Raw genomic sequence first — 3625 nt, forward strand, 5'->3', positions numbered from 1 at the left:
AGTCTGACCGCGCGTCGCCAACGACACGCTCACCATCGACAACGTCAACGAAACCAGAGGCGCCCGCCCCCACCATCGGGGACGGGCGCCTCACCCTGCCTCTTGACAGGAAGCCGCTACATATCAGTTGTATGAGGCCAGGACGTTGTTGACGCGTTGCGGGGTAGTGGATGCGGGCGGGTCCACGACTCGTGCGCCGTGGGGCCTGTGGTAGTTGTAGTGCAGGTTCCAAGTCTTGAGCGCTTGCTCGCGCTGGTGCTCGGCACCGCCCAGGGCGGCGACGAGGGCGCTGGAGCGGTAGCAGGCGCCGTTGTCGGTGATGATCCGCTCGATCTTCACGATCCCGTGCTGGGCGAACCAGTCCCGGGCGCGGTTCAGGAACGCGACGGCGGTCGGGCACTGTTCGTTCTCCAGCGACTCGGTGTAGGCGAGACGCGTGTGCCCGTCGATCGCGGAGTTCAGGTATGCGTACCCGGCTCGCGGCCCCGCGGGTCTTCGCGCGGGCAGCCGCCCGGGCTTCGGGGCTGTCTTTGCCGCGTACCCGCCAGCCGCCGCCGTCGGGGATACGTCCGACCTTCTTCGCGTCCAGGTGCACCAGGTGCCCGGGATGCTTGGCGGTGATCGTCTTGACCTCTCGGTTGTTCTCGCCGTTCGGGTCGATGAACCGGCGGCGGTTCAGCCCGAGCTGTGCCAGGTGCTGGGTGATCGTGCGCCGGCTGACGGCAACGCCGTCCGCGCGCAGCTCGAAGGCGATTCGAGATGCCGGCCACTTCTGCTCCCGACGCAGCTCCTCGATCCGCGCCACCGTCTCGCCGGGTGTTGCGGTCGCTGCCCGATCGGAGCAGAGGAACGGTCGTAGACGCCGTGTTCGCCGAACTGCTTGTAGTGGGTCACCCACTTCGACGCAGTCGCCCGCGAGATCCCCATCTCGGCGGCCAAATGCGCGATCGGGCGGGCGCGGCAGCGTTCGACGAGTCGCTTGCGGCCTTCTGGGGTCAGCGGCACGTTCTTGTGTGTCATCGTGTCCGCCCTGCTCCTGGGCACTCGAGTGTGGGCAGTAGAGAAGCGGCTCAGATGTTGCCCGGGGTGGCTCAGTCGCGCGGCAGGCCTGTGGCGCGGGTGATCAGCGCGTCGAACTGGCGATCGGTGAGGATGTTGCGGGCCGCGATGAGGGGCTTTGCGCCGAATCCCACGGCGTAGCGGGTCTTGGGGCGCATTGCGGTGACGGCTTTGCCGATGGCGTTGGAGATCACGGTGGGCGGTGAGTTGCGGTTCGCGTTCGCCTCGGACCGCAGGGATTTCGCGACTGCCGTCGCCTGCTTCTTGTACGCGCTGGAGCCGATGGTGTTGTCGAGGTGGTCGGCGGCGATGCCGCCCCATTCGGTGGCGATTCCGCCGGGCTCGATGACGACGACGTTGATGCCGAACGGGGCGACCTCGATTCGCAGGCAGTCGCTGAGCGCCTCGAGGGCGAACTTCGTGCCGTGATACCACCCGCCGAGCGGGGTATAGATCTTGCCTCCCATGGAGGTGATGTTCACGATCGTCCCGGCGCGCTGCGCGCGCATGTGAGGGAGCGCCAGCTGAGCGAGCCGGTACCAGTGCCGCTTGGTGGCGCCGATCGCGGACAGCGGCGAGAAGTCGCATTTCGGCAGCCGTGAGCAGCGCACTGACGGCACCGTCGGGCAGCGGCCGGCGTGGCGCGGGGCGGCCGGGACCGCGCATCCCTCGCAGCGGGTGCAGGGGCAGGATCCGTTCGTTCCACGCCCAAGTCAGTGAGGCGCGCAGCACCCGGAGCCGACCGCCGATCACGGCGATGCCAGCGCCGTCGCGTTCCCACCCCGCAGTGGCGGTGCGGACGACCTGCGGAGTCAGCCCAGCCGCGCGGTGTCGGCCGATCGGATCGGCGGTCAGGAACCGGACCACGGACCGGTACCCGACACGGGTCGAGGGCTTCCAGTCCTGCTCCGCTTCGAGCCACGCGTGCAGCAACCGGGCAAGGTCGAGGTGCGGGCTGAGGGCAGTCGCGCAGCAGCGGCCTCGGCCAGGATCCGGTCACGGTACGCCTCGGCGTTGGCCTGCGTGCCGTGGACGGTGAAGGACCGCTGACGCGGTGTCCCGGCGACCGGGTCGCGGCCGACCGCGATCCGGATCTCCCACACGCCAGGGCGGCGCAGGCGCAGCGAGCCCGCCGAGCGCTCCGCCCTACTCGATTCTGTTTGCTCTGTTCTCTGCGGTGCTTCCGACGGCTCGCATCTGTCTGGTGAATCGGCTCGTCGCTGCGCCGGGGACGACGGTCCGGCACTGGACCGGACGGATGCGATCAGAGGCGAGGCAGCGGGATGTGCATTGGGGCGTGGTCAGTGCATCACCCATAGTGCGTGAATTCCGCGGCCCCGGCGAGGGCCGGCGCCCGCTCCAGGTTCGGGGATAGATAGGACTCCCCTATCCTCGAGATGAGGGCGAGAGCGCTCAGAGCGAGGTGGCGTCTACGCCGCTTTCAGAGCCGTCTGGGTGCGCTTGGTCGCCAGGTCGAGGTACGTCACATAGTCGTCGGTCGTGAGCGAGCCCACGCTGATCCGGTAGCCGGTGAGCTGGACCAGCGCTCGATCGACGCGGACGATCGCGAAGTCGAGCGCCGCCGTGGCCTCGAAACCGTTGAGCTCGAAGGGAATCTCGACGCGGAACGCGGTGACCTCGTCGCCGTGTTGACCGACCGACACCTCGTTGAGCGAGATCTCGCCGACCGAGGCGCCCTCCCCCTTGATGGACTCTTCCACCGACGTCGCCACCTCGCCCGAGATGCACGTCCGGTAGGTCTCGCTCGCCACGATGCCCAACCCGTCGGATGCCTCGTCGGCCGACGCCATCACCACCACCTTCGACGAGATAGTCTCCTCGTCCTCGTTGGTGAACTCGGGCGACTCCGCAGAGGGCTCGTCGCCGTACAGGTCGCCATGGTCGACACCCACGCACTCGGCGATCCGCTTCTCGGTCGCCTCGTCGTCGTCCTCGTCGTCCTTCGGGACCGCTTGCCAACCTGCCGGGAAGTCGGCCAACTTCAACAACGACGCCTCGGCGATGGCGACGTCGGCCGGGTCAGCCGACGACTCCGGAGACGGCGTCGGTGACGATGCGTCAGTAGTCGAGTCTGCGGTCGATTCGGTGGAGCTGGCTGTCGCGGTCGGTTGCTTGTCCGAAGCGTCACCGGGGTCTCCACCGCAACCTGAGAGCAGGAGAGTGGCTGAGGTCGCAATCGAGGCCATGCCCGCGAGGGTGCTTCGGTTCACTGGTTCAACCTAGGGGTTGCGCGGGAGCGGCAGGACTACGTTGGCGAAGGTTCTTGTGTTTCAGGGCGGTTCATTGCACGTGTTGAACTATCCGGCGTAGCCTGATGTGGTCGGAGCAGCAGTCGTCGCGGCCGGCCGAGACCCACACGAGGCTCACAGATCCCGAGCAGTTACTAGTCAGTAGCAACCTGTTCAGTGGGCTACTGAACCCTGATCCACCGCCGTTGATTCTTGATCGGTGATTTCACTAGATCGTTGTGGGAGCCAGGCCGTTGGCGTGGCTGACCTGCCGGCCTGCACCGGCTCTTCCACTTCGGTCCTTGGTTGCGCCGCCG

Annotated in this window: 2 protein-coding genes and 1 pseudogene; all 3 read right to left on the bottom strand. The window is 67.5% G+C overall.

The annotated features are described in order from the left end of the window. Positions 1-123 precede the first annotated feature (123 nt). A pseudogene (locus KU893_RS22350) lies at positions 124-1020 on the bottom strand (helix-turn-helix domain-containing protein). Positions 1021-1091: 71 nt separating this feature from the next. Continuing rightward, positions 1092-1679 carry an SDR family NAD(P)-dependent oxidoreductase gene (locus KU893_RS22355; protein ID WP_308167242.1) on the bottom strand — a complete coding sequence of 196 codons (588 nt, stop codon included), beginning with the start codon at positions 1677-1679 and terminating at the stop codon, positions 1092-1094. A gap of 810 nt (positions 1680-2489) precedes the next feature. Then, positions 2490-3065 (bottom strand): hypothetical protein, encoded by a 576-nt coding sequence (locus KU893_RS22360; RefSeq protein WP_218237011.1) that lies wholly within the window; start codon positions 3063-3065, stop codon positions 2490-2492. Positions 3066-3625: the final 560 nt, after the last annotated feature.

It is taken from the genome of Nocardioides daeguensis, assembly GCF_019192965.1.
Lineage (GTDB): Bacteria > Actinomycetota > Actinomycetes > Propionibacteriales > Nocardioidaceae > Nocardioides > Nocardioides daeguensis.